At 45.0% G+C, this 25,877-nt stretch carries 23 protein-coding genes and 1 other annotated feature; of the genes, 11 read left to right on the top strand and 12 right to left on the bottom strand.

Going from position 1 to position 25,877, the window contains the following annotated elements:
• The first annotated feature begins 353 nt into the window (after positions 1-353).
• The 4 genes from Q5H80_RS08890 (at position 354) to Q5H80_RS08875 (ending at position 5,437) form a co-directional block, all read left to right on the top strand.
• On the top strand, positions 354-1,787 hold the full coding sequence (locus Q5H80_RS08890; RefSeq protein ID WP_012604350.1) for a sodium-dependent transporter: 1,434 nt from the start codon (positions 354-356) through the stop codon (positions 1,785-1,787).
• Between the two features lie 187 nt (positions 1,788-1,974).
• Complete coding sequence (locus Q5H80_RS08885; RefSeq protein WP_304564497.1) at positions 1,975-3,591, top strand: methyl-accepting chemotaxis protein; 1,617 nt, start codon at positions 1,975-1,977, stop codon at positions 3,589-3,591.
• A 185-nt stretch (positions 3,592-3,776) separates the two neighbouring features.
• A complete protein-coding gene (locus Q5H80_RS08880) occupies positions 3,777-4,475 on the top strand; it encodes a TIGR01621 family pseudouridine synthase (RefSeq protein WP_304564496.1) in 699 nt (232 codons plus the stop codon).
• Positions 4,476-4,483: 8 nt separating this feature from the next.
• Positions 4,484-5,437, top strand: coding sequence for a class I SAM-dependent methyltransferase (locus tag Q5H80_RS08875; RefSeq protein WP_304564495.1), 954 nt, complete (start codon positions 4,484-4,486; stop codon positions 5,435-5,437).
• 82 nt (positions 5,438-5,519) lie between these two features.
• Here Q5H80_RS08875 and Q5H80_RS08870 read toward each other — a convergent pair whose 3' ends face one another.
• The gene (locus tag Q5H80_RS08870) at positions 5,520-6,839 is read right to left on the bottom strand and encodes a dicarboxylate/amino acid:cation symporter (protein WP_369809695.1); all 1,320 of its coding nucleotides are present in this window, start codon (positions 6,837-6,839) and stop codon (positions 5,520-5,522) included.
• Positions 6,840-7,247: 408 nt separating this feature from the next.
• Between Q5H80_RS08870 and Q5H80_RS08865 the strand changes: the two genes are divergently transcribed.
• Entirely contained in the window at positions 7,248-8,654 is a 1,407-nt protein-coding gene (locus Q5H80_RS08865) for a nodulation protein NfeD (protein ID WP_304564493.1), read from the top strand.
• Positions 8,655-8,723: 69 nt separating this feature from the next.
• Positions 8,724-9,521: a slipin family protein gene (locus Q5H80_RS08860; RefSeq protein ID WP_012604343.1), complete on the top strand. Its 798-nt coding sequence runs from the start codon at positions 8,724-8,726 to the stop codon at positions 9,519-9,521.
• A 116-nt stretch (positions 9,522-9,637) separates the two neighbouring features.
• Here the strand turns inward: Q5H80_RS08860 and trpA are convergent, their stop codons facing one another.
• The 7 genes from trpA to Q5H80_RS08825 form a co-directional block, all read right to left on the bottom strand.
• A complete protein-coding gene (trpA, locus tag Q5H80_RS08855; RefSeq protein WP_304564492.1) occupies positions 9,638-10,444 on the bottom strand; it encodes a tryptophan synthase subunit alpha in 807 nt (268 codons plus the stop codon).
• On the bottom strand, positions 10,444-11,634 hold the full coding sequence (gene trpB, locus Q5H80_RS08850; protein ID WP_076678938.1) for a tryptophan synthase subunit beta: 1,191 nt from the start codon (positions 11,632-11,634) through the stop codon (positions 10,444-10,446). Before trpB ends, trpA begins: the two co-directional genes overlap by 1 nt.
• A 173-nt stretch (positions 11,635-11,807) precedes the next feature.
• Positions 11,808-13,259 (bottom strand): bifunctional indole-3-glycerol-phosphate synthase TrpC/phosphoribosylanthranilate isomerase TrpF, encoded by a 1,452-nt coding sequence (gene trpCF / locus Q5H80_RS08845; protein ID WP_304564491.1) that lies wholly within the window; start codon positions 13,257-13,259, stop codon positions 11,808-11,810.
• 20 nt (positions 13,260-13,279) lie between these two features.
• On the bottom strand, positions 13,280-14,275 hold the full coding sequence (trpD, locus tag Q5H80_RS08840) for an anthranilate phosphoribosyltransferase (RefSeq protein ID WP_304564490.1): 996 nt from the start codon (positions 14,273-14,275) through the stop codon (positions 13,280-13,282).
• Positions 14,276-14,284: 9 nt separating this feature from the next.
• Positions 14,285-14,929 (bottom strand): aminodeoxychorismate/anthranilate synthase component II, encoded by a 645-nt coding sequence (locus Q5H80_RS08835; protein ID WP_136984991.1) that lies wholly within the window; start codon positions 14,927-14,929, stop codon positions 14,285-14,287.
• 2 nt (positions 14,930-14,931) lie between these two features.
• The gene (locus Q5H80_RS08830; protein WP_304564489.1) at positions 14,932-16,539 is read right to left on the bottom strand and encodes an anthranilate synthase component 1; all 1,608 of its coding nucleotides are present in this window, start codon (positions 16,537-16,539) and stop codon (positions 14,932-14,934) included.
• A gap of 125 nt (positions 16,540-16,664) precedes the next feature.
• Positions 16,665-16,779 (bottom strand) — a sequence feature (Trp leader region).
• Complete coding sequence (locus tag Q5H80_RS08825) at positions 16,726-16,851, bottom strand: trp operon leader peptide (RefSeq protein WP_009848753.1); 126 nt, start codon at positions 16,849-16,851, stop codon at positions 16,726-16,728. It overlaps the preceding feature by 54 nt.
• A gap of 120 nt (positions 16,852-16,971) precedes the next feature.
• Between Q5H80_RS08825 and Q5H80_RS08820 the strand changes: the two genes are divergently transcribed.
• The 3 genes from Q5H80_RS08820 (at position 16,972) to rluB (ending at position 19,697) form a co-directional block, all read left to right on the top strand.
• A complete protein-coding gene (locus tag Q5H80_RS08820; protein ID WP_304564488.1) occupies positions 16,972-17,826 on the top strand; it encodes a PHP domain-containing protein in 855 nt (284 codons plus the stop codon).
• 62 nt (positions 17,827-17,888) lie between these two features.
• A complete protein-coding gene (locus tag Q5H80_RS08815) occupies positions 17,889-18,509 on the top strand; it encodes an L-threonylcarbamoyladenylate synthase (RefSeq protein ID WP_009848751.1) in 621 nt (206 codons plus the stop codon).
• 159 nt (positions 18,510-18,668) lie between these two features.
• Positions 18,669-19,697, top strand: a complete 1,029-nt coding sequence (rluB, locus tag Q5H80_RS08810; RefSeq protein WP_004729784.1) for a 23S rRNA pseudouridine(2605) synthase RluB — start codon at positions 18,669-18,671, stop codon at positions 19,695-19,697.
• A gap of 197 nt (positions 19,698-19,894) precedes the next feature.
• Here the strand turns inward: rluB and Q5H80_RS08805 are convergent, their stop codons facing one another.
• The 3 genes from Q5H80_RS08805 to yeiP form a co-directional block, all read right to left on the bottom strand.
• A complete protein-coding gene (locus Q5H80_RS08805) occupies positions 19,895-20,386 on the bottom strand; it encodes an RNA methyltransferase (protein ID WP_004729783.1) in 492 nt (163 codons plus the stop codon).
• A gap of 89 nt (positions 20,387-20,475) precedes the next feature.
• Positions 20,476-20,805, bottom strand: coding sequence for an HI1450 family dsDNA-mimic protein (locus Q5H80_RS08800; protein ID WP_012604336.1), 330 nt, complete (start codon positions 20,803-20,805; stop codon positions 20,476-20,478).
• Between the two features lie 10 nt (positions 20,806-20,815).
• Positions 20,816-21,385: an elongation factor P-like protein YeiP gene (gene yeiP, locus Q5H80_RS08795; protein ID WP_009848748.1), complete on the bottom strand. Its 570-nt coding sequence runs from the start codon at positions 21,383-21,385 to the stop codon at positions 20,816-20,818.
• Positions 21,386-21,522: 137 nt separating this feature from the next.
• On the opposite strand from yeiP, the gene Q5H80_RS08790 reads away from it, so the two are divergent.
• On the top strand, positions 21,523-22,290 hold the full coding sequence (locus Q5H80_RS08790; RefSeq protein WP_304564487.1) for a nucleotidyltransferase domain-containing protein: 768 nt from the start codon (positions 21,523-21,525) through the stop codon (positions 22,288-22,290).
• A 140-nt stretch (positions 22,291-22,430) separates the two neighbouring features.
• Here the strand turns inward: Q5H80_RS08790 and Q5H80_RS08785 are convergent, their stop codons facing one another.
• Positions 22,431-24,794, bottom strand: coding sequence for a DNA polymerase II (locus Q5H80_RS08785; RefSeq protein ID WP_304564486.1), 2,364 nt, complete (start codon positions 24,792-24,794; stop codon positions 22,431-22,433).
• Between the two features lie 426 nt (positions 24,795-25,220).
• On the opposite strand from Q5H80_RS08785, the gene uvrY reads away from it, so the two are divergent.
• Positions 25,221-25,865 carry a UvrY/SirA/GacA family response regulator transcription factor gene (uvrY, locus tag Q5H80_RS08780; protein ID WP_004729778.1) on the top strand — a complete coding sequence of 215 codons (645 nt, stop codon included), beginning with the start codon at positions 25,221-25,223 and terminating at the stop codon, positions 25,863-25,865.
• Positions 25,866-25,877: the final 12 nt, after the last annotated feature.

Below are 25,877 nucleotides of genomic sequence, written 5' to 3'. Positions count from 1 at the left end.
AAAAGAGACACTTAGATAGTAATGCTATTTTACGGATATGGGAATTTAAGGAATCAACTATTTACAAAATAGAGCAAAAGCTGTAAATAGGTTAAAGTTGTTAAGTTTTAGTTAACTTAAGACGAATGCAATTGTTTTGTATGAAAAATCGGCATTTAACCATAAAGATTTACATTGATAACGAAATATATACGGTTCGGGCTTCCAATTGTATTCTTAAACTGGTTTACTTGCTAGATAACGAGCGTCAATCAAATCTTTTGATGGTGTAAATTATTATATACACCTTATCTTTTAATGACGCCACACACAGCAAAATACAACATCACATAACACAAAAGTTTGGAGTAAACGTGGCTACTAGTAATACAACCACTACACCCCGCGATACCTGGGGTTCGAAATTAGGATTCGTAATGGCTGCAGCAGGTTCTGCTGTTGGCTTAGGTAACATCTGGAAATTCCCATACACAGCAGGTGAAAGTGGCGGCGGTGCATTCGTTGCAATTTATCTGTTTTTTGTAATCTTCATCGGTTTTAGTGTGATGCTGACTGAATTTGCGATTGGCCGTCATACGCAAAAATCAGCAGTAGGTGCATTTAAATCAACTGACCGTCGCTGGACGTTCGCTGGTGTTATTGGCGTAGTCAGTGGTTTACTTATCATGGGTTTCTACCCTGTAGTAGGTGGCTGGTCTATCGCATACATCGGTAAAATTGCTGGTGGTCTACTAGACGCACCTGAAGCAATTGGCGACAGCTTCGGTGGCTTTATCTCAAACCCAGTTCAGCCACTAATGTGGATGGGCCTATACCTACTACTTAACGTTGTCATCGTTATGAAGGGTATTTCTGGCGGTATTGAGAAAGCGGGTAAGATTCTGATGCCACTTCTTTTCATCATCCTTATCGTGGTATCAATCAAAGGCCTAATGCTTCCGGGCGCGATGGCTGGTCTTGAATTCCTATTCAGCCCTGACTTCTCTAAAGTAGACAGCGGTGTAATCCTAGCCGCACTAGGTCAAGCATTCTTCTCACTATCTCTTGGTATGGGTTGTATGTTGACTTACGGTTCTTACCTTAAGAAGAAAGAGAACCTAGTTCAAACTACAGCTATGGTTACGGCGATGGATACAGGCGTTGCTATCCTAGCTGGTGTTGCAATGTTCCCTGCAATGTTCGCATTCGGTATGGAACCTGCAGCAGGTCCTGGTCTAGTATTCGTTGTTGTTCCTCAGCTATTCGCTGAAATGGGCGGCGTAGTTGGTCTTCTATTTGCTCTTATGTTCTTCGTTGGTCTAAGTGTTGCGGCACTGACTTCTTCAGTATCTCTACTTGAAGTTGTTGTTTCGTACCTAATCGATGAGAAAGGCATGAAGCGTGTAACAGCTGTACTGTCTGCAAGTGTCGTAATGGCGATTCTATGTATCTTCGCTTCTCTATCACTTGGCGGTTTCGGTCCAACACTGTTTGGTACTGGTGCATTTGATATCTTCGACTTACTAACGGATAAAATCTTCCTAGCAGTTGGCGGTATGTTGGTATGTATCTTCGCTGGTTGGAGGCTAAATCGTGCTGACCTAGAGAAAGAAATCACTAACGACGGTGAAGTTTCTTTCCCTCTATTTGGTCTATGGTACACACTCGTTAAGTACATCATCCCAGTAGCTATCGCTATCGTAGCGTTCATGGGTATATCTTCTGGCTTCGACAGCGGTAAAGGTGCAATCATGCTACTTGGTATTGGTATCATTGCTGGTTCTGCGCTTATCTCTAAGAAGCTATAATTCTAAGAAGTTTTAATCGCAAGCTAAAGTTAATTGATAAACGGGAGCCATCGGCTCCCGTTTTTTTATGCTATTCACTTATTTCTTTTCGAAAAATAAAAACATCATTCCCTAAAGTTACCGAGGTGGTAGCCGATATAGTTTTGGTAGGGCTATATTGGTCTGTTTTTTTTTAGGTAGGTGTTTTGTGAAATTGTCAGTGAGAAAAAAACTATACTTGGGTTTTGGATCTATATTGGCGGTGCTTGTCACGTTAGTTGGGATTGTATCGTTAGAAGTTATTGGAGCTCATAAGAGCGCTGATAACATTAGAATGGATGATGTTCCAGGGACGGTTACCTACCTGATATTGATCGATGAAGCCGGAGACGTTTACCGAGATGCCTTGGGAGCGATTACTCAGGTCGACAATGCACTCAATGACTACCGTTCGAACAAAAATGAGTTTGCTCAAGCTATTTCAGATGCAAAGCGCCTAGAGAGTCAAGGTTCTGAAGATCACCGTCGCATTCAAAGAATTGAAGATTTGATGGGACGTTTTACTCAAGAGTTTGAAAGCAACATCGTACCGAAGATCAATAATGACACTGCTCTGCTATCGAATATTAAGCAGCTTAGAGCGCTTTATGAGCAGAACCTAATTCCGATAGAAAATATGTTAGACCAAGCGTCAACAGGTGAGCGTGCTGATACTGAAGAATCGCTGGCTCTATTAACCGATTCGTTTACCACTATTGAGCGTACGATTATGGTGTTGTCGGCCATCGCGATTGTGTTTGGTTGTGTGATTGCGTATGTATTATCGAGTTCTATCACCAATCGTTTAACCCGTGTTGAACAAGTTGCACGACGCGTAGCAAATGGTGACCTAACGGCCGGTGATATTGTTGATGATTCTGGAGATGAATTGGCGGACCTTGCTCAATCGATCAATCAGATGCAAAAGTCATTGGTGGACTTATTAGGTTCTATCTCTTCTGTGACGACCCAAGTTCAATCGGTTACCGGTGAGCTTTCATCAATTAGCCATGACATCGTATCTGGTGCCTCTGCTCAAGCAGATAAAGCGACCTTGATTGCGACCGCGGCAGAAGAGTTAAGCTTGACCATTTCAGAAGTAGCGCAACAAGGCACCTCTACTTATGAAGAAGCACGTCGCTCAGAAACGTCTGCTGAAGATGGCCGCAATGTGATTGTTGAGATGGTCGCGAGCATCCAACAAGTGTCTACTCAAATGAGTGATATGTCGCTGCAAATGAACACGTTGGGTTCACATGGCGAACAGATTGGTAGTGTTATCAAAGTAATCGAAGACATCGCTGGGCAAACTAACCTATTGGCTTTGAATGCTGCGATTGAAGCTGCGCGTGCTGGCGAGTTCGGTCGAGGCTTTGCGGTTGTCGCTGATGAAGTGCGAGCACTAGCAGAGAGAACGACAAAAGCGACTCAAGAAGTGTCCGGTATCATCCAGTCTATCCAATCTGGTACTCAAGAAGCGGTGACTTACACGCAAGATAACTGCCGTTTAGTGGAAATTGGTGTTGAACAGAGTTCTGGTGCAGTTTCAGCACTAGAAGCGATTGTAAGCGGTGCGGGCAATGTACAAAGCATGGTCAACTCTATCGCTACTGCAGCAGAAGAGCAGACAGCGGTGACTAAAGAGATTGCTGCAGATATTACGGCGATCAGTGATATCTCTGAACAGTCATTACAGTTAGCGACTCGTAGCTCTGAGAACACATCAGGTTTGAATGCTAAAGTTGCTGAGCTAGAAGGCTTAGTGAGTAAGTTCAAACTTGCTTAGTGCATCAGTCTAGACCATAAGCTTAGAACTGAGAGCGAATTGATTAAAGACTTAGCATTGAAAACTGTCTATTGAAACATAAGCCCAGCGATTCAATATTTATTGAACTAGTTGGGCTTTTTCGTAGCTGGAATCTGGGTTCAGACACGGTATACTCCACGTTCTACAATGGAGCTAGCCTTTAAATGTTCGACATTCTTCTGAACCACTCTGATTTTTTACTCATAAACAAACATCCAGGCGTCAGCGTCCATAAAGACGATGGTGATACGATGTTGCTGCAAGAAGTTGCTAAGGCAATCAATGAGCCGAAGCTATACCTAGTCCATCGTCTCGATAAAATGACGTCAGGAATTCTGCTGCTGGCAAAAAATGCTTCAGCTGCGAGTGAGCTTTCACAGCTGTTTGCAAAGCGTGAAGTAGAGAAATACTACCTTGCGATTGGCTCTAAGAAGCCGAAGAAAAAGCAGGGGCTGATCTCAGGGGATATGGAGCGTTCACGACGTTCAAGCTGGAAGCTACTGACAACCAAAGAAAACCCAGCGATTACCCAATTTTTATCTGCAACGGCTGAACCCGGAGAGCGTCTACTGTTATGTAAACCCTATACGGGGCGAACTCACCAGATCCGGGTCGCGATGAAGTCGATCGGTTCGGCCATTGTTGGTGACCCTATTTACAATCCATCGAGTGGGGCTGACAGAGGTTATCTGCATGCCTTCGCGATTCGATTTACCTATCAATCACAAGCCTACGAATATGTCTGCGATCCAAGAAGCCTCGATTCTTTGGGTGAGAAGTGGCATCAAGATATAGTGTCTAATGGTTTAGACAACTGGCTTGAACCTTGGTCATTAACGTGGCCAAAGCTAAACACTAAGTGAGTGAAATAATGGAAGCATCAGCTTTACCTCTGTTTTTTAGTCATATTGAACAGCAATTGAATGAAGTGCCGAATGAGCTACGTCGTATTTTTCACGGCCGTGGTAAGTTTTGGCCTGGCCTAGAACAACTAACATGTGATTGGGTTGATGGGCAATTATTGGTTAACGTATTTAAAGAGGTGGACGATGAATTCTTGCTATCTCTTAAAGCTGGATTGGTTGAACTTACTAACAAAGACATCTGGCAATCAAAGCAGGGCACAAGTATCGTGCTGCAACACCGTTATGCTGATGGTGCGCCCTCTGAAGTGTTGTGGGGGGAATTAAACGACTCACCAGTAGTGATTGAGCATGGCCTTAAGTACCAACTAGACATTGGGCGCAATCAGAACTTTGGTCTGTTCCTCGATATGCGTAATGGACGTCAGTGGGTACAAGACAATGCTAAGGGCAAGAACGTTCTCAACCTATTTGCATATACTTGTGGATTCTCTGTAGCGGCTATTGCTGGTGGCGCTCGTCAGTGTATGAACGTAGACATGTCACGCGGCTCACTAAATAAAGGCCGTGATAATCATCGCTTAAATGAGCACGATATGCGTTCGGTGAACTTCCTAGGCTACGATATTTTTAAATCGTGGGGAAAGATCAAGAAGGGTGGCCCTTACGAGCTAGTTATCATCGATCCACCTTCGTTTCAAAAAGGCAGTTTTGCACTCACTAAAGATTACAAAAAGATCTTACGTCGCTTGCCAGAGCTTCTAACCGAAGGCGGTGAAGTGATTGCTTGTGTTAACTCGCCAGCAGTATCACCAAACTTCTTGATTGAGACTATGGCGGAAGAAGCGCCCACTGTTGAGTTTATCGAGCGCTTAGACAACCCACCTGAGTTTGTCGATGTCGATCTCGATTCAAGCTTGAAGGTGCTGAGATTTAAAATTAACGCATCAGCAGACGCTTAATTTAAAGTAAATAAATATCAACGTTTAAAAGTAAAAAAGCCACTCAATGAGTGGCTTTTTGGTCTTTAGGTTTCTAAGAAGTTTAAGCTTGTTGTTTCTCTAGCTCAGCTTCTTTCACTTCGTCTTTGATTAGAGAATCAACGATTACTGCACATGCTGCATCACCAGTGATGTTAAGAGCAGTACGAATCATGTCGAAGATACGGTCTAGAGCGAACAACAGAGGTAGACCTTCGATAGGGATACCAGCTGCTAGAAGAACTGCAACTACTAGGAAAGAAGGACCTGGAACACCTGCTTGACCAACTGCGCCTAGCGTAGACGTTACGATGATAGCAACGTAAGCGCCCATAGAAAGGTCGATGTTGAATAGCTGTGCGAAGAAGATAGCCACTAGGCCGTAGTAAATTGCGTTACCAGACATGTTGATCGTCGCGCCAAGAGGCAGAACGAATGAAGCCGTAGAGTTACGAACACCAAGTTCTTTCTCTACCGTTTCCATTGTTACTGGTAGTGTCGCCATTGACGATGCTGTTGATAGTGCAACCGCTTGAGGCTTCTTCATTGCCACTAGGAACTTCTTCGCTGAAGTCTTAGTGAAGATTTGAATCATCAGTGGGTAAGCAACAAAGCCGAAGATTAGGATCGCAGCGATGTAAACAATGAACAGCTTGAACACGACCATAAGCGCGCCAAAACCAAACGTACCCACGGCTTCTGCCATTAGGCCGAATACGCCAAGTGGCGCAATGATCATAACTTTGTTGATCATCCATACCATAGCGTCAACGATAGCATTTACACCGTTGATGATAGGGTCACGCTTCTCTTTTGCTTGTTTAGAAATCGCAATACCAAAGAATAAGCAGAAAACGAGAATTTGCAGAATGTTTGCTTCATTCAGTGATTGGAAAACGTTGGTAGGGATCATGCCAGTGATGGTTGCCCAGAACGTTGGAAGCTCGCCTTTCGCAGCGTATTCTGAAGAGAACATACCTTCAACGCCAGAAACATCGATACCGCGACCCGGTTCGAACACTTCACCCATTATAAGCGCTAGTGCTACAGCCAGTGCAGACGTTAGTGCAAAGTAACCCAGTGTTGTTACACCGACTTTACCTGCCGATGAACTATTACCTAGACCAGCAGCACCTGAAATCAGTGCAACCGCGACTAGAGGGATAACCAGCATCTTGATTAAATTGATGAAGATTGCGCCCAGTGGAGCGAACATTGTTGCGCTGTCACCCATCATTGCACCAACAGCGGTACCGATGATCATTGCAATAACGACTTGAACGCCGATGTTGCTTAGTAAACTCTTTTTATTTAACACTTCCATTACCTCTGTGCTACAAAATATAAAAATCCCAGAACTACTCACCAATGTACTATGTATCATTGGATTAATATTTCGCGACGAGTTTTACACGTATCCTTTACATTTATCAATATGAGCTGAGGTGAAAGTCCTTTAAAAAGAGGTGGTCGAATCTCATTTGGTGTTTTTTTATACCGATGCAAACGTTTGCTTTGATTTTTCACTGTTCGGTTATTTATAGGGTTTATAAAAGTGTTTTTCTTGATCACTTTGTGAATGGATTGTGTTCTGCGTTGTTTACTCGCGTTTCTTAACATTTAATCCATATTTCTGCCATTTTTCTATACAGAACAATCTAACTAAAATGATAAAGCTTGTTGTGCGAAACTTAGCCTGAACTATGCTTAAGGTGTCTATTTATTACCAAGATGTTACCTCTACGCTTTAAATAAAACGTCTATCTAGCATCTCAGTTGTAAGGAGAGGGGCATGACTTTTATATTAAAGTACTTGTTTGTGTTTCTTCTGTTGTTCAGCTCTACGTATGTTCAGGCTGATGATGCCTGGGTGATTGAGGTGAACGGAGGGATAGGTCCTGCGACCAGTGATTACCTCACTCGAGAAATAGAACAAGCTCACGATGAGCAAGCCAAGCTTATTATTTTGAAAATGAACACGCCCGGCGGATTAGATTCGTCGATGCGCGACATTATTAGCTCCATTACTACATCACCGATTCCAGTTGCGACTTGGGTTGGGCCTGCGGGCTCACGAGCGGCGAGTGCGGGAACCTATATCTTACTTGCCAGCCACATCGCTTCCATGGCGCCTGGAACTAATCTAGGTGCAGCAACCCCTGTTTCTCTAGGTGGCGGTAAAGCGCCTTCAAATCCTTTATCTCCCCAAGATGACACCAACAAAGACGACGACACTTCTGCTGCCAATGAAAGTACTCAAGAGCCACAAAATTCTGACCAGGTTAAAGCTACCACCGCGATGGAAAAGAAAGTCATTAATGATGCAGCAGCTTATATCGTCAGTTTGGCCAAGTTACACAACCGTAATGAAGAATGGGCAGAAAAAGCGGTACGAGAGGCAGCAAGTTTGGATTCTGAGAATGCACTGACTCTTAACGTGATTGATTTCATCGCGAGCGATCTACAACAATTGGTAGAACTGAGTAATGGACGTTCTATCACAATCAATGGTGTCAGTCAGGAAATTCAGCTTAATGAGGTGGCTTTTGTCGAGCGAGAGCAAGACTGGCGCTTTAGTTTGCTTTCGGTGATCACAAATCCAAATGTCGCTTACATTCTGATGCTCATTGGAATCTATGGTTTGCTCCTTGAGTTCTATAACCCTGGCGTCGGTTTACCCGGTGTATTGGGCGGCATCTGTCTGTTATTGGCAATGTACTCCCTACAAATGCTGCCGGTGAGTTACGCAGGCCTTGCCTTAATTCTATTGGGAATTGCCTTAATGGTCGCAGAGGCCTTTAGCCCTAGCTTTGGTATCTTCGGTTTGGGGGGCGTCGCCGCATTCACATTGGGCTCGATCATGCTGATGGATACTGAGGTGCCGGGTTATCAAATTGCATTGCCGCTAATCATTGGTATTAGCCTATTCTCTGTCGCTTTTATCGTTGTAACTATCTCTATGCTAGCCCGACTGAGAAACAAGCCAGTGACCACGGGGATGGAAGCGGTTGTCGGTGACACAGGCAAAGTTGTAAGCGGTTTCCCTGGATCGGGTCGAGTGTTGGTCGAAGGTGAGATATGGCAAGCCAAATGCGCGAGTGAATTGCAAGCGGGGCAGATCATCAGAGTCACCAAGTTGACGGGGCTATCTTTGGATGTTGAAGCGCTGCCCGATGATACATCATCGAAATCTAGCTAGCGCGACATGCTAGGACAAACGTTATTGAATTATTATTTGCTTAGCCATCGTTACCATTAGGGGGCGGTTATGTTTATACACACTATAGGTATTGTCATTGTGCTCGTTATCTTGTTGATAGCCAGCATGTTCAGAGTGCTGCGCGAGTACGAGCGTGCAGTGGTGTTCTTCCTCGGGCGCTTTTACGGTGTGAAAGGGCCGGGTTTGATTATCATCATTCCTTTCATTCAACAAATCGTGCGAGTTGACCTTCGAACCATTGTGTTGGACGTACCGACGCAAGATTTGATCACTCGGGACAATGTGTCGGTCAAGGTCAACGCTGTGGTCTATTTCCGCGTGCTTGATCCTAAGATGGCGATTAACAATGTTGAGAACTATCTTGAAGCCACCAGCCAACTTTCGCAAACAACGCTGCGTTCAGTACTAGGGCAACATGAGTTGGATGAGCTGCTGTCTGAGCGTGAAGAGCTCAATAGAGACTTACAAGCGATCTTGGATCAGCATACCGACAATTGGGGAATTAAGATTGCCAATGTCGAGATCAAGCATGTTGATCTGGATGACAGTATGGTGCGTGCTCTTGCTAAACAAGCCGAAGCCGAACGTTCTCGTCGAGCTAAGGTAATACATGCTACTGGTGAGCTTGAAGCATCCTCTAAGTTACGTGAAGCCGCAGAGGTGTTGAATCAAGCGCCTAACGCCATTCAATTGCGATATATGCAAACTCTAACTGAGGTGGCTAACGAAAGAACCTCCACCATCATCTTCCCAATGCCCATCGATCTAGTGGAGAAGATAACCGACCCGATCAAAGCGACACTCAATGAGGCTGCAATCAAGAAAGCGATGAAAGCCGATGAGTGATTGGCTCAAATGAAAAGCAATAAAAAAGGCTCCACAGTTGTGGAGCCTTTTATTATTTGAATCGCTGGTTCTATTTAATGACCAATGATTACTAGCCTCTATTTACTGACCGTAGATTACTTCTGCGTAGCCGCTTTCATTGGCGTTACAAACTCCGCAAGTGCTTTAAGCATTGCTTCTGGTTGTTCAACGTTGTTTTCAATAATCTTCACAACCGCTGAGCCAGAGATCGCACCGGCAGCGCCAGCTTCAATCGCTTCTTTTACTTGTTCAGGAGCAGAGATACCGAAACCAAGCAGTGCGGGTGGAGCATCAAACTTGTTCAAACGGTCAAGCAGAGCTGTCACTGGCATGTTTGCCTTGGTTTCTGCGCCCGTTACGCCAGCACGAGAAAGTAGGTAAGTGTAACCTCCACCTAGCTCAGAAACCGATTGAAGCGTCTCATCACTTGCTGTTGGTGGAGCAATAAAGATTGGGTGAATACCAAACTTCTCAGCAGCTGCAACAAACTCGGCACTTTCGTTAGTAGGTACGTCAGCAATCAATACTGAGTCGATACCCGCATTAGCACAACGCTCGTAGAAGTTCTCGATACCACGTGCGTAAACCAAGTTCGCGTACATCAGTAGGCCGATTGGTAGCTCTGGGTATTGAGCGCGGATTTGACCAATAAGATCAAAACACACATCAGGCGTTACTTTAGAGTCTAACGCACGAATGTTCGCACCTTGGATTGTCGGGCCATCTGCAAGCGGATCTGAGAATGGAATACCAAGCTCAAGTGCGTCAGCACCCGCTTCAACTAGCGTTTCCATGATCTTAAGTGATTGCTCTGGGTTAGGATCGCCAACCGTTACGAATGGCACGAATGCGCCCTGATTATTTTCAGCCAAGCGAGTGAAGAGTGATTGATAGCGATCCATTATAATGCTCCTTTCTCTTTAAGAATGTCGTGTACAGAGAAAATGTCTTTGTCACCACGACCAGATAAGTTAACGACTAATAGCTGCTCTTTCTCTGGGTCGTCGTGAGCCATTTTAACTGCATGAGCCACAGCATGAGATGACTCTAGCGCTGCGATAATACCTTCTTTACGAGCAATCAATTGGAACGCTTCTAGCGCTTCATCATCGGTCACGTTGTCGTATTCAGCACGGCCAATAGCATTTAGGTGCGCGTGTTGAGGGCCAACTGATGGGAAATCTAGACCCGCAGAAACAGAGTAAGACTCTTCTACTTGGCCGTTCTCATCTTGCATCAGTGGTGCTTTCATGCCAAAGAAAATACCCGTTTTACCGTGCTTGAGTGGCGCGCCGTGTTGGTCGGTATCAATACCTTTGCCTGCCGGCTCTACACCGATCAGGCGAACAGACTCTTCTTCAATGAAGTCAGCGAACATACCGATAGCGTTTGAACCACCGCCTACACAAGCGATAACCGCATCAGGAAGGCGACCTTCGCGAGCTAGAATTTGGTTCTTCGTTTCCTCACCAATCATGCGTTGGAAATCACGAACAATCGTTGGGAATGGGTGAGGACCGGCTGCAGTACCCAGTAGGTAGTGCGCGTCTTCATAAGTTGCAGACCAGTCACGCAGAGCTTCGTTACATGCATCTTTTAGCGTTGAAGAGCCAGAATGAACTGGGATAACTTCTGCGCCCATTAGTTTCATGCGAAACACGTTCGGGCTTTGACGTTCAACATCTTTTGCACCCATGTAAACACGACACTTAAGACCTAATAGAGCACAAGCTAGAGCTGTTGCAACACCGTGTTGGCCCGCGCCAGTTTCAGCGATGATTTCCTGCTTACCCATGCGTTTGGCTAGTAATGCTTGACCAAGTACTTGGTTTGTCTTGTGAGCGCCGCCGTGAAGTAGATCTTCACGCTTAAGGTACAGTTTGGTTTTTGTACCTTTAGTCAGGTTACGTGCTAGCGTTAGTGCCGTTGGACGACCAGCGTATTCTTGTAGAAGCGTCATGAATTCGCTGCGGAACTCAGGATCGGCTTGTGCATCGATAAATGCTTGTTCAAGTTGGTCTAGTGCTGGCACTAGGATCTGCGGTACGTATTGACCACCGTATTCACCAAAGTAGGCATCGAGTTTAGCCATTGTGTTATTCCTTCAATTCTATTGGAGTGTCTTCACACCAAATCATTTAGTCTTGTTTGAGCTTCGCAAAGGCAAAGCTCACAAATATGTTTTTAGTTTCTGTTTTCTAGTTCTGGTTTCTAAGCTCTAGGTTCTAGGTTCTAGGTTCTAGGTTTTAAGTTCTAGAAGCCAGACTAGTAATTACGAATCGCTGCAAAAGCACGTTGCAGCTTGTCTGCGTCTTTTTTACCTGGAGCGGATTCAACGCCGGAGTTTAGGTCTAGTCCTAAGCAGCCTAGTTTCGCTGCTTGGTTAGCGTTTTCAGGGTTTAGCCCCCCCGCTAACATGATTGCGCTTTGGTTGTTGATTAGGCTCCAATCAAACGCTTGACCTGTACCACCCGTTTGAGAACCCACTTTAGTATCTAGTAGGTGACGAGTCACGTTGCTGTGAAGTAATTCTGGTAGCGCATTTTCAGCGCCGTTTTCAGCACTGCAAGCAACACCGTAAGCTTTCCAAATCTCAACGTTTTCAGGTAGTGATTGTTTTAACTCATCTATAAATGCTTGAGACTCATCACCGTGCAGTTGCACCGCAAACAGACCGAGTTCAGAAACTGTGTTAGCAACGTCAGCAACACTATGATTTTTGAACACACCCACGTAGTTCAAAGGTGCGCCGCTCATCGTCAAACGAGCCGCTTCGATATCCACATGGCGCTTAGATGCTTCAACGAAAATCAAACCACCGAATACCGCACCCGCTTGATACGCTTTCGCAGCGTCATCAGAGTGAGTTAAACCACACACCTTGTTTTCACCGAGTGTTACTTTACGCACCGCAAGCTCTAGGTTCTTTTCTGCCATCAAAGAGCTGCCGATTAGGAAGCCGTCTGCAAACGTTGAAAGGTCACGCACTTGTTGATGTGTGTAGATGCCAGACTCTGAAATCACGACTGCGTTTGGAGCCAGTTCGCGAATCAGCGGAGCCAACTCTTTAGTACGGTTCAAATCCGTCGAAAGGTCACGCAGGTTACGGTTATTAATACCGATCACTTTTGCTTTTAAAGCGACTGCGCGGTGAAGTTCTTCTTCGTTACTGACTTCGGTAAGCACACCCATGTTGAGTGAGTGAGCAACCTCAGCAAGTGCTTTGTACTCTTCATCATCCAATACCGATAGCATTAGTAAGATCGCATCAGCAGAGTAATGTCGAGCTAAGTAAACTTGGTAGGTATCCACCATGAAGTCTTTACACAGGATTGGCTGCTTAGCAATGCTACGAACTTTAGGTAAAAACTCAAAGTCACCTTGGAAGTATTTCTCGTCTGTCAGAACTGAAATCGCGTTAGCGTGGTTGTTGTACACCGATGCAATGTAGTCCAGGTCAAACTCGTCACGGATCAAACCTTTTGACGGTGATGCCTTTTTACATTCAGTAATGAAAACCGTCTGTTCGCCGCTCAGTGCATCATAAAAGCTGCGGTCTGTTGCGGTTAACGCTGCTTTAAACTCTTCCAATGGTTGAGTTTGCTTACGCGCTTCAACCCATTGGTATTTATCACGAACGATTTTTGCTAGTACTTCCGCCATTTCAGCTTCTTTGACTGAAACGTGGGTCGACAGTTTATCGGTAGTCTGTGTCATGTTCTTTGTCTCGTCGTTCGTTAGGCGTGTGCAGCAAGCTTTTGTACAAGCTCGTACGCTTTGCCAGAGTTCATCGCGTCAATCGCTTGTTGTGCGTTGGCCTTTAGGTCTTCATGCCCAAACAGACGCATCAGTAGAGCAACGTTGACTGCCACTGCGCCAACTTGAGCATCTGTGCCTTTACCCGTCAGGATATCTGTTGTGATGGCTTTGTTCTCTTCTGGCTCGCCGCCTTTGATTGCTTCAAGAGGGTGAGTGTTCAGGCCAAAGTCAGCCGGTGTCACTGTGTACTCGTGAATTGCGCCATCTTTAATTTCAGCAACGATTGTTTCTCCATGAATCGCCACTTCATCAAGGCCGTTACCGTGCACAACGGCAGCACGCTTCATACCCATTTGCAGCATGGTTTCCGCGATAGGGCGTACTAGCTCTTTGCTGTAAACACCCATTAACTCGATGTTAGGGCGAGCAGGGTTAATCAGTGGGCCAAGGATGTTAAAGATAGTGCGTGTTTTCATTGTTTGACGAACAGGCATCGCGTGGCGTACACCAACGTGATACTGCGGAGCAAATAGGAATGCTACGCCAAGTTCATCGACTGCAGTACGAGTGTCTTCCGCAGTCATCGCTAGGTTGATGCCGAACGAATCCAGTAAGTCAGAAGAACCTGATTTGCTCGATACACTGCGGTTACCGTGCTTCGCGATTTTTAAACCACACGCTGCTGCTACAAATGCAGAAGTTGTAGAAATGTTGATGGTATTGTGACCGTCGCCACCAGTACCAACGATGTCTGCAAAATCGTAATCAGGGCGTGGGAACGGGTTTGCATTGGCAAGCAGTGCTTTCGCCGCACCAGCGATTTCATCAGGCGTTTCGCCTTTGATTTTTAATGCAGTTAGAGCCGAAGCCATCAAGATTGGGTCTAGCTCACCCTTGATGATCACATCAAACAATTGTTGGCTTTCTTCTTGAGTAAGAGACTGCTGTTCGTAAAGTTTATTAATCTGTTCCATGATCGTTTCCTAGTTAGTCTTTTGGTCAAGAGTGGCTGTCTTCTCAAGGGTAGAGCTTTTCTCTAGGCGAAGAGGTTTCTCAAGAGCCCATTCGATAGCGTTCGCAAGAAGCGTTGCACCGTAGGTCGTCATAATTGATTCAGGGTGGAATTGGAATCCACAAACCTTGTCTTGTTCTTGAACCACAGACATCACCAAATCATCGACTTCAGCTGTCACTGTTAGGCTATCGGATACATGCGTTGCAACCAGAGAGTGGTAGCGAGCGATAGCTAGTGGCGAAGGTAAGCCTTGGTAAGTCGCATGGTTTTGGTGTTCCATCATCGACACCTTACCATGAATGATTTCGCCTGCACCTGCAACGGTGCCACCATAGGCTTCAACAATCGCTTGGTGACCTAAGCAAATACCAATCATTGGTACTTTGCCTTTTAGCAGCTGAATCAGTTCTGGCATGCACCCCGCGTCGGCAGGAGCGCCAGGACCTGGCGAAAGCAGTGCAACAGGGTTGTCTAGTTCGTTGATCGCCGCTTCAACAACCTTTGCTGGAATGTTGTTACGATAAATCTTTACGCTGTGACCTAATGAACGGAACTGGTCAACAAGGTTGTAGGTGAACGAGTCGAAGTTATCGATGAATACAATATCAGCCATGATTACGACTCCTTCTTGTTTGATGCGTGTTTATTTGACGACAAGCTCTTGGTATGTGCTGCTTGAATCGCAGAGATAACCGCTTGTGCTTTGCCGCGAGTTTCATCCGCTTCTGCTTGTGGGTCAGAATCAAACACCACGCCCGCGCCCGCTTGTACTTGTGCTACGCCATCTTCAACGTAAGCAGAGCGAATCACGATACAAGTATCTAACGTGCCTTCACCCGTTAGGTAACCCACAGCACCACCGTAGCTACCACGACGTGTTTTTTCTACGTCACGGATAAGCTGCATTGCGCGGATTTTTGGTGCGCCCGTTAGCGTACCCATGTTCATACAAGCTTGGTAAGCGTGTAGGGCATCTAAGTCTTCACGTAGCTGACCAACAACACGAGAAACCAAGTGCATTACATGACTGTAGCGGTCAACTTTTAGCAAGTCTGCCACGTGGCGAGTGCCTGCTTCTGCAATGCGTGCTACATCGTTACGTGCTAGGTCGACCAACATCATGTGTTCAGCGTTTTCTTTCTTGTCGGTACGCAGCTCAAGCTCGATACGGCTATCGAGGTCGCAATCGATTTGACCGTCTGGGCGTTTACCGCGACGACGAGTACCAGCAATTGGATAAATTTCGATTTGGTTGGTTTCGGTTTCGTACTTCAGCGCGCTTTCTGGAGAAGCACCAAACAGAGTAAACAGCTCATCTTGCATGTAGAACATGTAAGGGCTTGGGTTACTTTGCTTGAGTTCTTTGTAAGCCGCCAGTGGAGCAGGGCAAGGCAGTGTGAAGCGACGTGAAGGTACGACTTGGAATACATCGCCTTTGACTACGAATTCTTTAAGGTCACGAACCGTTTGGCAGAAGTCTTCATCTGAAACGCTTGGTACAGCTTCAACGTTGTCGAGCGGCGTTACTTCTGTGATGGCTTTCAGTGACTGACACTGTGTTTGAATATCAGCTAGGCGCTCTGTTAATTGCGCTTTAATGCTTTCATCTTGAGCAAACAAGCTCGCGTGAAGTAGGCCTTCGTTCTCTTGGTGGTCGAAACGCAATAGTGTCTCGGCAACGTAGAAAACAAAGTCAGGACAATTGTTGGTTGCTTTAGCATCGCCTAGCGGTTCAAAGTTCGCCACGATGTCGTAAGCGAATAGGCCAGCCATGAATAACGCGTGCTTGTTATCCGCGTCTTGCTCAAAGCTGTGTTGAACCAAACGCAGTGCATCGAATGAAGATGCCTCTCTTAAACGTGAGTCTTCGTCTAATTCGTTGCTTGGCTCGACAAAAGTCAACGTCAAAACGTTATCCGTAAGGTCAGATTTGATCTCTGTTTTAACGTTTTGATCTAGGTGTTCGATTAACGCTTGACCATTTTGAGTCAACGCTTGAAAGGTTACTTCATGTCCGCGACATACGATGCGAACAGCAGAGTCGATAAGGAGTAGGCTTGTCAGGTTCTGTTTAGATTCAATCTCAGCCGATTCCAACAGCAAACTGTCTGTTTTGTTTTCACACAGAGTATGAAAAACACTGGTTGGATCTTGCGAGTAAGGAACGGAAGAATTGATGACCTCAATGGTTCCCAGCTTTTTGATTTCAATGGCCTTGTTCACAAGACCTCCTTTATGATTCTTTAAATTTCCTGCCTTACATAGTCGCATAAAGATACCTTTCACCCAATCTAGAATATGGTCAATTCGTTGATTTGTTAGTCAGTTGAATGTGAGATGTTCGACAAATTAAAAAGCCCGCTATGAAAGCGGGCTTAGTGATAACTTTTTTATAAACAAACTGTTTAATTAGAAGTACACGTTGGCCCACCAAGAACTTGTCCAAGTGCGCCACCAATTAAGCTCTGAACTTGCTTCTACTGAAGAAAGTTCTAAAACTTTATCTTTATGGTTTTGGTTAAATTCTTGTAACATAGTGAACCTATCAAATGTGACACTTCGTATTTGTGTACTAGTTAACTAGTTTTACGCTTGCAGGTCAAGTGTGTTGACACAAATATAACGATAAAAATTGAAAACAATGAAAAAGAATATATGAGAATTGATCTACATAGTCATACAACAGCCTCAGATGGCCGACTTACTCCACCTGAACTGATTGACCGAGCGCTAGGCTTTAACATCGAAGCGTTAGCGATTACAGATCATGATACGACTGATGGGCTTGCAGAAGCACGCCGCTATATTGCTGATAACAATCTTCCTATTCAGTTGATTAACGGCATCGAGATCTCAACCGTTTGGCAAAACAAAGATATCCATATTGTTGGGTTAAACGTCGATCCTGAATCACTAGAATTGAAAGCATTAATTGAACAACAAAAGCTTCATCGTATTGGGCGCGCTGAGATGATTGCTCAACGTCTTGAGAAAGCGACTCGTGAAGGTGTGTTAGAAGAGGTTAAGTTGATTGCAGGCGATGCACCAATTACTCGAGCACACTTTGCGAAATGGTTAGTCGACAATGGCTACGCGAAAACCATGCAGCAGGTGTTTAAAAAGTTTCTTACGCGCAACAATCCAGGTTATGTGCCGCCAACATGGTGCTCAATGAGTGATGCTGTCACGGCGATTCATGCGGCTGGTGGTCAAGCGGTATTAGCTCACCCTGCGCGATATGGCCTTACCGCCAAGTGGGTTAAACGCCTTCTCGCTGCATTTGTTGAAGCAAATGGTGACGCCATGGAAGTGGCTCAACCTCAGCAAGCACAACAAGAAAGACGCACACTTGCGGATTATGCTATACAATACAAACTATTAGCCTCCCAAGGCAGCGACTTCCATTACCCATCCCCATGGATGGAACTTGGACGTAATCTCTGGCTACCTTCTGGGGTCGAAGAAGTATGGAAAGATTGGGAGTTTCAAACGGTTTCACCATCTGAATAGTCTTTAGGTGAACCAGCTCCTTCTGATGATAGAGTCGAGAGATTCGATAATGAGGATCAACAATGAGCCAGTTTTTTTATGTACACCCAGATAACCCACAAGCACGCTTAATTACTCAAGCGGTAGCGATTATTCGTAATGGTGGCGTTGTGGTTTATCCAACAGATTCAGGTTATGCACTGGGTTGTCAGCTTGAAAATAAGCAAGCACTCGAACGCATCTGTAAAATTCGTCGAATCGATGATAAGCACAATTTCACTTTGTTATGCCGTGATCTGTCTGAGTTGTCACTGTATGCACGAGTAGATAACGTGGCTTTCCGTCTGCTTAAGGCACATACGCCAGGTGCTTATACGTTTATTTTCAAAGCGACCAAAGAAGTGCCAAAGCGTTTGATGAACGCTAAGCGTAAAACGATCGGTATTCGTGTACCAGACAACAAAATTGCCCTAGACCTTCTAGAAGCGATGGGTGAGCCATTGATGTCGACCTCGTTAATCCTACCGGGTAACGAGACAACTGAATCGGATCCTGAAGAAATTCGCGACAGCCTAGAGCATGCGGTTGATGTCATTTTGAATGGCGGCTACTTAGGTGAGCAACCTACTACGGTTATTGACTTCAGTGACGATGACGCGGTTGTTTTACGTCGTGGTGCCGGTGATCCAGCGCCGTTTGAATAATAGCGTTACTGATTAACAGTCTGTAACGAAACAGCAAACCTGCCAAAGTAAATAACAAGTGCTTTTTGGCAGGTTATTTGCGATAATACGCGACCGCGATTTGGTCGCGAAAAATTCATTCGACGTCTGTGAAGACGACAATTAGGTAGAAAAGAGTAAATGAGCGAAAAATTACAGAAGGTTTTAGCGCGAGCTGGTCACGGTTCTCGTCGTGAACTAGAAGGTTTAATCAAATCTGGTCGTGTAAGTGTTAACGGTCAAGTTGCGAAATTGGGTGAGCGTCTTGAAGACGAGAACTCAGTGATCCGTATCGATGGCCACACTATTACAGGCAAAGCCTCTGAAGAAGTGGTTTGTCGTGTACTTGCTTACTACAAACCTGAAGGTGAGCTTTGTACTCGTCACGATCCTGAAGGTCGCCGTACTGTTTTCGATCGTCTACCTAAGATCCGTGGTTCTCGTTGGATTTCAGTTGGTCGTCTTGATGCAAACACATCAGGCCTACTGTTGTTCACAACCGATGGTGAACTAGCAAATCGCCTAATGCACCCAAGCCGTCAGGTTGAGCGTGAGTACCTAGTACGTGTATTTGGTGAAGTAACCGAGCAAAAAGTTAAGAACGTGACTCGTGGCGTTCAACTTGAAGATGGTATGGCTCGTTTCGAAGATGTGGTTTACGCTGGCGGTGAAGGTATGAACCATACTTTCTACGTAGCAATTAACGAAGGTCGTAACCGTGAGGTTCGTCGTCTTTGGGAATCACAAGAAACAACAGTAAGCCGTCTGAAACGTGTACGTTACGGTGATATCTATCTTGATAAGAAACTGCCTCGTGGCGGTTGGAAAGAGCTAGATCTTCAAGAAGTAAACTACTTGCGTGAGCTTGTAGAACTTCAGCCAGAAAAAGAGACATTGTTGGATCTTGATCCTGCAAACACTTCTCGTAAGCGTGAACGTTCTCGTAGCCAGAAAATTCGTCGTGCTGTTAAGCGTCACGAAGAGCGTGCAAATGCTCCTAAAGGCCGTAGCAACCAGACTAAGCGTAAGAAGCCTGCAACTCGCGGTACTACAACACCTGACTCAGGTCGTAGCGCTCCAGCGACTAATGGCAAACCTCAGGCGACTAAAAAGCCTAAACTGAACAACGGACGCCCGGCTAAACCGGCTAAGCCAAGATCACGTAAATAATTACGTCGCTTTTGAAGCTTAATCCAATGTTTCGAATACAAAAAAACCTGCTAACTTAGCAGGTTTTTTTATGTCTTGAATATGGCGCAGTTCAAATCATGTGGAAGTGCTTAACTAAGTAGAAGTGATTAACTAAGTAGAAGTGATTAACTAGCTAGAAGCGCTCAACCAGCTCGGCTTACTCGCTACGATTGGTATTAGGTCACTTTCAAATGATTAGAAAAGTTATCACCCTTTGCCATGCGGTCATACAAAATAACATTGACCGCGGCAGCAAGGTTCATGCAGCCATTAGTCGGAACGTAGATGGTTTCACGACAGAAGTCCGTGATCTCTTTTTTCAGAGTCCCATCTTCAGGGCCGAAAATATAAAAAGCACGAGGGGGGTGCTTATAATCAGGCAGAGGCTTAGCGCCTTCTATCAAATCAACCGCGATGGGAACGCAGCCAACAGGAATAATGTCTTTAAGATCTTCAACACCAATTAATGGCAACTCAAGGTGCTTTTCTTTGGTGTCGGTATGAAACTGTCGAGCGTGGTCATAACGGGTGCCAGTATAAAATACAGAGTTTGCTCCGTAGCAACCAGCCGCTCGCATTACTGAGCCAACATTTTCAGGGGTTTTGGGATTTACTAATCCAACACAGGCATAGCCTTTGGATAGGGTATCTGTCTTTGCTTTGGTCATAATTTTGTAGAGTTGCAGTTTGGTAAAGTGATGAGGCTATGAAGTCGTAAGAAAACCAGCTCGGGACTCTGAGCTGGTTTAAGAAGAGCCTAGTCGCGTTTCCACAACATGTGACAGAACTTATGTTCAGGGTCACGGCTGATCAGTAGACGAGCGAACACGTCATCTAAGACATCATCAGCTTCATTTACAAGACCAATGCGTACTTCAGCGTAGATCTCTTTGTCGACTTCAAAGCCAACATGTTCAACCCAATCGTCACCAGTTTCAACAAGTTCTGCAGCGCCACGATCTTCAAACTGAGCCGTGAATAAGATCACGTCTGCAGGTTCAAGGTTATCAGCAGCCATCTCTAGAAAGATGTCGTAGGCAGTGTCAATTGCGTCGTCGTAAGACATTAGGTCGTTAGCTTCGGTCATAATCAGTATCTTAGCTTGCGCGGTTCATGTATTTACGTTCAGCTGTGTTCACAACAACTTTGTCGCCAGTTGCAATGTACTCAGGAACTTGAACAGTAAGGCCTGTAGACAGGCGAGCTGGCTTAGTACGAGCTGAAGCAGATGCACCTTTGATTGAAGGGTCTGTCTCTTCGATCACTAGCTCAACCGAAGTTGGTAGCTCAAGAGTCGCCGCAGTACCGTCGATAAGAATCGCGTACATGCCTTGAGTGTCTTCGTTGATGAACAGCAGTTCGTCTTCGATCATTTCACCGTTGAAGATGAATTGTGTGTAATCTTCGTTATCCATGAAGATATACTCGTTGCCATCAACGTAAGAGAACATCACTGCACGCTTAGTTACGTCGATAGTTTCAACGATTTCGTCAGCTTTGTGACGAACTTCTGTTTTAACGCCAGTAGCTACATCGTGACCACGGAAGCGGTAAATCTTTTGACCGCCACGGCCACCTGGTGTTGTTACTTCGATATCTTTAACGAGTACTGTTTTGCCATCAACGTTGATCGCAAAACCTTTTTTAATCTCACTTGCTCTAGGCATTTTGTGTTTGTCCTTATTGGGTCTATCCGGTGATTATATCTCGTAGACGCTATAAATAGGAATAGCTTGAATCATAAAGTCACCTAAGCGATCATAGAGAGACAGTTAAATCATTATTTTATTTACCGAAACGACCTATGCAGCTACCTGTTATTGACCCAACACAGCCATTTCAACCTGAATTTCAACCTGTGGTTAACGATCTGATTACCTTTCTAAAAGGTGGGTTAGGTTCTAATCTACACAGTGTCTATGTTTATGGCAGTGTGGCACGTAAGCAAGCCGTTGTCGGTCGTTCGAATCTAGATGTGGTTGTGGTTACCCGTCGTCCTTTCCCAGATCAACGAACCACGCTGCTGAATACCATCAAATGGCGCTTCCAAAAAAGCTTCCCTCAGGTCACACAAGTGGCGATCAAAACCACCTTGGTGAGCGAGATAGTTGATTTCGACAATATCTTTACGTGGGGCTTCATGCTCAAGCATTTAGCTGTGTGTGTGCATGGTGAAGATTTATCAGACTGCTATGGTGATTTCGAAACGAGTTGGGAAATTGCCAAGCATTGGAATATGGACGCGGAAAATTGGTTAGCGGTTTATCGTAATAAGATTGCCCGAGCAACAACGCCAGAACAACAAGTCGCCGCGCAGGTGATTATTGCCAAGAAGCTTCTGCGAGCCAGTTACTCTTTGATCATGTACCGAGACAAGAACTGGTTCGATGCGCCTATGGAGTGCGGTCAACAGTTCTTAAGATATCATCCAGAGAAAGAAATCGAGATTCAAAGATTGGGTATTCTACTGTCTGGACGAGCGATTCCAAAACGTTCAGTGATAGGGATTCTTGATGGCTTTGGTGAATGGCTGGTTAAGCAGTATCAGAAAACTGAGTTTCGTATCGGATAGAGATTCATAACGTCCCAATGAATACTAAAAAGCAGAGCGGGCTGAGTAACACAGCACTTCTCTGCTTTTTTCGTTTTGATGTCCGGTTCGAGCTTAATCGATATCTCTAGTCTAATGTCGCCTCGAAAAGAGAATTAAATCTAGAACAGGCCTAGTTGCTGGCCGCTGACTCTTTCAAAATCTAACCCTATAAATGGCAGAATCGCTTCAGCGACCGGTTTAATCTGCTTGTCGATGTAATGTTGATAATCGATGCTACTCTTCAAGTACTCCTTGGGCTCAGGGCCACTCAGAGTAATCAAGTATTCAATACGCCCTTTGTTTTGGTATTGAAGCGGGCGACCAAGCTGGGCATTTATCTCGTCGGCCAATCTTGCCGCGCGAACCTGTGGCGGAATGTTCTTTTGGTATTCATGCAACTTACGGCGCAAGCGCTTTTGATAAACCAGTAAATCATCGTGTTTGCCAGCAGAGGTTTCATCAACAAACTGTCTGACATAGTCGGTCGGGTCTTGATCGTGAAACACCATTTCATACAAGGTTTGTTGGAACTGTTGTGCGAGTGGTGTCCAATCCGTTCGAGCACTCTCAAGGCCTTTAAAGATGATCTTCTCTTGGTCACCTTGATTGATTAAGCCAGCATAACGTTTCTTCGAGCCTGTCTCAGAGCCTCGAATAGTCGGCATTAGAAACTTGCGGTAATGGGTCTCGTATTCCAATTCAAGTATCGAGGTGAGGTTGTAGACCTCTTTCAGGTGATTCGTCCACCAGTCGTTGATGTAAGCAACAAGGGAGTGACCAATCTCGTCCGCTTGCTCTTGCTCATAGCTGCCATTGAGAGACACGAAGGTTGAATCTGTGTCCCCGTAGATCACTTGATAGCCTTTATCTTCTATCAGAACCTTGGTTTGCTTCATGATCTCATGCCCGCGCATGGTGATAGAGGATGCCAAGCGTGTATCAAAGAAACGACAACCAGAAGAACCAAGTACGCCATAGAAAGAGTTCATGATGATCTTAATCGCCTGAGAAAAAGCTTTCTCGTTATTTTTCTTTGCGACATCACGCGCTGCCCAGAGATTTTCGATCATCTCTGGTAGAAAGTGCTTAGAGCGGTGGAATTGACCACCACGAAACCCAGCCACTGCTTGGTCTTCTTCAGAGCCTAACTCTAACTTTAGCCCTTCAATTAGCCCCATTGGATCAATCAAGAAAGAGCGGATAATCGATGGATACAGGCTCTTAAAATCGAGTACCAACACAGAGTCATAAAGGTTGGGAATGGAATCCATCACGTAGCCACCGGGGCTAGCAATCCAATTCTCGGGCTCTAAATTAGGCGCGACGTAACCTGCGCGGTGTATCTGAGGCATGTATAAATTGGTAAAGGCCGCAACAGAGCCGCCAACGCGATCAAGTTCAACACCGGTTAAGCGAGATCGTTCAATAGCAAAATCGAGTAGGTGAGTGTGTTCGAAGATGCGATTTACTAGCACGCAGTCTTGAAGGTTGTACTTGGCGAGTGAAGGTTTATCGAACTTGAACATTCGATTGATTTCATCCATACGGTCATGAACATTATGAATGTCTTTGCCTTCGCTCAGTAACTCTTGTGACACGGACTCAAGAGACCATGATCGGAAATGGTAGGTTGCTGTTTTAAGCATATCGATACCATCCAAGACAACACGGCCTGGAATAGTGATAAAGCCTTGCTGATTTTGTACAGAACTACGGAAAAAGCTTGGTTGATTGTCTCTACCGATGCTGAGCTTCACTTCGTTCCATTCTGAACGTTTGTGCAGCAGCCTAAAATCGAAATCAATGACATTCCAACCTATGATGATGTCCGGGTCAAACTCGGAGAACCACGCAATCATGGCTTCAAGGAGCGATTTCTCGTTGGCAACCCATTGGATATTGGTGTCGGCTTCTTGTGGGTCGCCAATCATTATCACTCGGCTGTCCATCGGGCTGTCTAGGCCGATGGAATAAAGCACACCTTTTTCCGAACACTCAATATCAAGCGAAACCACAGACAAGTTTGGCACGTAATCGCCAGCTCGACATTTTGCATTCGAAACTCTGAGGTGTTGTTTTTTTTGAGTGATAGCGCCTGTGAATTCGATGCTGCCCTTGATAAAGCGCTCCATTAAGAAACGATCGGCGAGTCGAATATCACTTTCAAAGGTTTGTATCTCTTCACCGTTAAAGGCTTGAGCTAACCCAAAGCTGCTTCTCGATAACGAGGTATAACAAGCGGCTAAAGGGGTTTGGTCAAATGTCGCTAGCTCTAAAGGCTTAAATTGACAATCTATGGCCTCTTTATCGGCAATAGATTGGCACGTTTCGATATCAGATTGAGCAACAAAAAAGACAGGCTTTTCGTTTTGAATAGTCAGTAGCGTTGGGCCTTTAGGGGTGCTTAACCACAAGTCGATTTGTGTGCGCCCTGAAAAGTCTCTTGCTTGTCTTGTGAGTACAAAGCCTTGCTGAATATCCAATGTAGTAACCTATTGAAATTGGGAATCGAATACTACCACCTAGCGACCCTCAGCGCATAACAAGCAGCAAAAATACTAACTAAATTCTAGTTAACAGAGGCAAATAACGGGACTCTATAAGCAAATAAGTGAAATTGTCGCGAATGGCTATTCAATGGTATTGAAAATATCTTTATCTTGTGTAATTTTATTGGGTGTTGTTTTAACTGGTTGATTTTTAGAAAAAGCTTGTTGTTTTAGTTGGCTTATTTGTTAATAAGTACTTGCTAAAGTTCGTGTTTCAGCACATATTCAACAGAGCTTTTTTTTAGTAATTAAGTTAAGATGTACTCAATGCTGCGATTCACTGTTCCTTTGTTCAATTGTTTCAAACAGATGAAATGACACAGTGGTTGCAGAGCCAATTAATAGTGTGGAGATACAAGTTTGATAAATGTTTTCCTTGTAGATGATCACGAGCTGGTTCGCACAGGGATACGACGTATTATTGAAGACGTCCGTGGAATGAACGTAGCAGGGGAAGCTGAAAGCGGTGAAGATGCTGCAAAATGGTGTCGTACTAACAATACTGACGTTATTTTGATGGATATGAATATGCCTGGTATTGGTGGCTTAGAAGCAACCAAGAAAATCTTGCGTTTCAACCCTGATGTTAAAATCATCGTTTTAACTGTTCATACGGAAAATCCGTTTCCAACTAAAGTGATGCAAGCTGGAGCTGCTGGTTACCTTACTAAAGGGGCAGGTCCGGATGAAATGGTAAATGCAATTCGAGTGGTCAACAGCGGCCAACGATACATTTCACCAGAAATAGCGCAGCAGATGGCTTTGAGCCAATTCTCGCCTGCGTCTGAAAATCCATTCGCAGACTTATCTGAACGTGAACTTCAAATCATGATGATGATTACCAAAGGTCAGAAAGTGACGGATATTTCAGAACAACTCAATCTAAGTCCTAAAACAGTCAACAGTTACCGCTACCGCTTGTTTAGCAAGCTGGATATCAGTGGCGATGTAGAGCTGACGCATTTAGCAATTAGACATGGAATGTTAGACACTGAGACCCTTTAACACTGAGATCGT

Source organism: Vibrio sp. SNU_ST1 (assembly GCF_030563405.1).
Lineage (GTDB): Bacteria > Pseudomonadota > Gammaproteobacteria > Enterobacterales > Vibrionaceae > Vibrio.
Note: the sequence above shows the minus strand (reverse complement) of the source record. Positions and strands in the feature narration are given on the sequence as shown.

What these genes read in the sequence shown, in the direction of transcription:
- Q5H80_RS08880 (WP_304564496.1), top strand. Translation starts at nt 3,777, where the DNA reads ATGTTCGACATTCTTCTGAACCACTCTGATTTTTTACTCATAAACAAA.
- Q5H80_RS08875 (WP_304564495.1), top strand. Translation starts at nt 4,484, where the DNA reads ATGGAAGCATCAGCTTTACCTCTGTTTTTTAGTCATATTGAACAGCAA.
- Q5H80_RS08870 (WP_369809695.1), bottom strand. Translation starts at nt 6,839, where the DNA reads ATGATACATAGTACATTGGTGAGTAGTTCTGGGATTTTTATATTTTGT.
- Q5H80_RS08865 (WP_304564493.1), top strand. Translation starts at nt 7,248, where the DNA reads ATGACTTTTATATTAAAGTACTTGTTTGTGTTTCTTCTGTTGTTCAGC.
- Q5H80_RS08860 (WP_012604343.1), top strand. Translation starts at nt 8,724, where the DNA reads ATGTTTATACACACTATAGGTATTGTCATTGTGCTCGTTATCTTGTTG.
- trpA (WP_304564492.1), bottom strand. Translation starts at nt 10,444, where the DNA reads ATGGATCGCTATCAATCACTCTTCACTCGCTTGGCTGAAAATAATCAG.
- trpB (WP_076678938.1), bottom strand. Translation starts at nt 11,634, where the DNA reads ATGGCTAAACTCGATGCCTACTTTGGTGAATACGGTGGTCAATACGTA.
- trpCF (WP_304564491.1), bottom strand. Translation starts at nt 13,259, where the DNA reads ATGACACAGACTACCGATAAACTGTCGACCCACGTTTCAGTCAAAGAA.
- trpD (WP_304564490.1), bottom strand. Translation starts at nt 14,275, where the DNA reads ATGGAACAGATTAATAAACTTTACGAACAGCAGTCTCTTACTCAAGAA.
- Q5H80_RS08835 (WP_136984991.1), bottom strand. Translation starts at nt 14,929, where the DNA reads ATGGCTGATATTGTATTCATCGATAACTTCGACTCGTTCACCTACAAC.
- Q5H80_RS08825 (WP_009848753.1), bottom strand. Translation starts at nt 16,851, where the DNA reads ATGTTACAAGAATTTAACCAAAACCATAAAGATAAAGTTTTAGAACTT.
- Q5H80_RS08820 (WP_304564488.1), top strand. Translation starts at nt 16,972, where the DNA reads ATGAGAATTGATCTACATAGTCATACAACAGCCTCAGATGGCCGACTT.
- Q5H80_RS08815 (WP_009848751.1), top strand. Translation starts at nt 17,889, where the DNA reads ATGAGCCAGTTTTTTTATGTACACCCAGATAACCCACAAGCACGCTTA.
- rluB (WP_004729784.1), top strand. Translation starts at nt 18,669, where the DNA reads ATGAGCGAAAAATTACAGAAGGTTTTAGCGCGAGCTGGTCACGGTTCT.
- Q5H80_RS08805 (WP_004729783.1), bottom strand. Translation starts at nt 20,386, where the DNA reads ATGACCAAAGCAAAGACAGATACCCTATCCAAAGGCTATGCCTGTGTT.
- Q5H80_RS08800 (WP_012604336.1), bottom strand. Translation starts at nt 20,805, where the DNA reads ATGACCGAAGCTAACGACCTAATGTCTTACGACGACGCAATTGACACT.
- yeiP (WP_009848748.1), bottom strand. Translation starts at nt 21,385, where the DNA reads ATGCCTAGAGCAAGTGAGATTAAAAAAGGTTTTGCGATCAACGTTGAT.
- Q5H80_RS08790 (WP_304564487.1), top strand. Translation starts at nt 21,523, where the DNA reads ATGCAGCTACCTGTTATTGACCCAACACAGCCATTTCAACCTGAATTT.